This is a genomic window from Leucobacter sp. (genome assembly GCF_053528595.1).
The window spans coordinates 1-1,768 of sequence record NZ_JAIVPF010000028.1 but is presented as its reverse complement, the minus strand read 5'-3'; the positions used below and the strand labels follow the sequence as shown (position 1 = coordinate 1,768).

General features: G+C 73.0%; 4 protein-coding genes. All 4 read right to left on the bottom strand.

Features of this window, described 5'->3' with window-relative positions:
- Positions 1–392 (bottom strand): ABC transporter substrate-binding protein (locus tag ACWKZU_RS06175; RefSeq protein ID WP_449281525.1); only part of this gene is annotated, 392 nt, incomplete at its 3' end.
- 11 nt (positions 393–403) lie between these two features.
- The gene (locus ACWKZU_RS06170) at positions 404–754 is read right to left on the bottom strand and encodes a carboxymuconolactone decarboxylase family protein (RefSeq protein WP_449281524.1); all 351 of its coding nucleotides are present in this window, start codon (positions 752–754) and stop codon (positions 404–406) included.
- Positions 755–765: 11 nt separating this feature from the next.
- Positions 766–1,164, bottom strand: a complete 399-nt coding sequence (locus ACWKZU_RS06165) for a RidA family protein (protein ID WP_449281523.1) — start codon at positions 1,162–1,164, stop codon at positions 766–768.
- Between the two features lie 58 nt (positions 1,165–1,222).
- A partial coding sequence (locus tag ACWKZU_RS06160; RefSeq protein WP_449281522.1) for an aldehyde dehydrogenase family protein occupies positions 1,223–1,768 on the bottom strand: 546 nt, incomplete at its 5' end.

The window sequence follows — 1,768 nt, the reverse complement described above, 5'->3', positions numbered from 1 at the left end:
GCGACCGCCGTGAGGTCCCCGCCGGCCGAGGCCGCGAGCATGACGTCGGAGGCGGACCCGAGCGCCGTGAACCGGGCCCGGCCCGACGAGACGAGCTGCTGGCCGTTCGCCCCGGAGTCGTTGATCTCGACGTCGAGGCAGAGGTCGTCGAAGTAGCCGAGCTCCTCGGCGAGGAACACGTCGAGCTGCCCGGCGCTCGCCGAGTAGCCGTAGCCGGAGACGTAGGTGATGGTGCCCGCCCCCGCATTGCGCGCGCAGGCCGCCTCGTCGAGCAGGCCGCCCGCGACGGGCCCGCCCCCGCCGCCGCACGCGGCGAGCGGCACCACCGCTGCGCAGGCGGCGAGCAGCGCGGCGACGCGGCGCGCGCGCCGTCGGCCCGGGGTCCTGGACACGGCGCTCCCCCTCAGCCGGAGGTCTCCGCGGCGTCCCCGAACAGCTCCTTCGCGAGCGTCACGGCGGAGATCGCGCGCGGCCAGCCCGCGTAGAACGCGAGGTGGGTGAGCGCTTCGACGAGCTCCGCCTCGCTCAGGCCGTTCTCACGCGCGCGCGGGAGGTGGAACCGCAGCTGCTCCACGTTGCCGCCGGCCACGAGCGCCGCGACGGTGATCAGGCTGCGATCCCGGTCCGGGAGCCCCGGCCGCGCCCACACCTCGCCGAACAGCACGCGGTCGGTGAGGTCGGTCAAGACCGGCGCGAAGTCGCCGATCGCGCGCTGCGTGGGGGTCGGCTCGCCGGCCGTCGGCTGGTCCGTCACGGCGACCCGCCTCAGGCGGCCTCGGGCGCGACCGCGACCGCGTCGAGCTCGACGCGGCAGCCGCAGGCGATGCCGACCACCTGGGTGATGCGCACGTGCTTCTGGGAGTGGGCCTGGAAGACCTCGTCGTAGGTGCGCCAGAACTCGGCCCGATCCGCGTCGTCGGCGAGGTAGCAGTTGATCTTCACGATGCTGCCGAGCCCGGTCGTGCCGGCCGTCTTGAGCACCTCGTCGAGGTACTGCAGGCAGAGGCGCGTCTCGTCCTCGATGGTCACGGCGCGGGCCTCGCGCTGCATCGTCTCCCCGTCGAGCGCCATCGACGCGGCGAACACGAGCCCGCCCGCGACGGCGGCCGACGACAGGCCGTACTCGGCCGCGAGCGCGGGATCCTCGGTGATGAACCTGGTCATGTTGTCGTCCTTTCGAGCGTTGCAGATGGGGCGGGAGGGCCCGCGAGCGGGCCGCCGCTCACCAGCGGGCGGAGACGAGCTTCTCCTCGGTGTAGAACCTCAGGGGCGCGTCGCCGCAGATGTGCGATTCGCCGAAGAAGGACTGTCCGAGACCGCCCATGGTCTGGTTGGCCGGAGGGCCGGGGAAGGTGTTGATGCCGATGTTGCCGGAGCGGATCTCGTTCTCGAAGCGCCGGGCCGTCGAGGCCGAGGCCGTCCAGATCGATGCGGCGTTGCCGAACTCGGTGTCGTGCGCCATCGCGAGGGCCTCGTCGATGGAGTCGGCGGCGTGCACGATGATGGCGGGGCCGAACATCTCCTCGCAGCTCGACGGGTGGTCGATCGGCAGGTCGGCGATGATCGTCGGGCCGAGGTAGTACCCCTCCGCGGTGGCGGATGCCGTCTGCGGCGCGGCGCCGCGGCCGTCGCGGATGAGCGTCGCTCCCGCGGCCTCAGCGGCGTCGATCATGCCGGTGATCCGGGTCTTCGCGCCGGCGCTGACGACGGGACCGAGCGTGGTCTCGGGATCGAACCCGCTGCCGAGCACGAGCGCATCGCTCAGCTT

Coding starts and splice junctions, on each gene's coding strand:
- ACWKZU_RS06165 (WP_449281523.1), bottom strand. CDS start 1,164: ATGACCAGGTTCATCACCGAGGATCCCGCGCTCGCGGCCGAGTACGGC.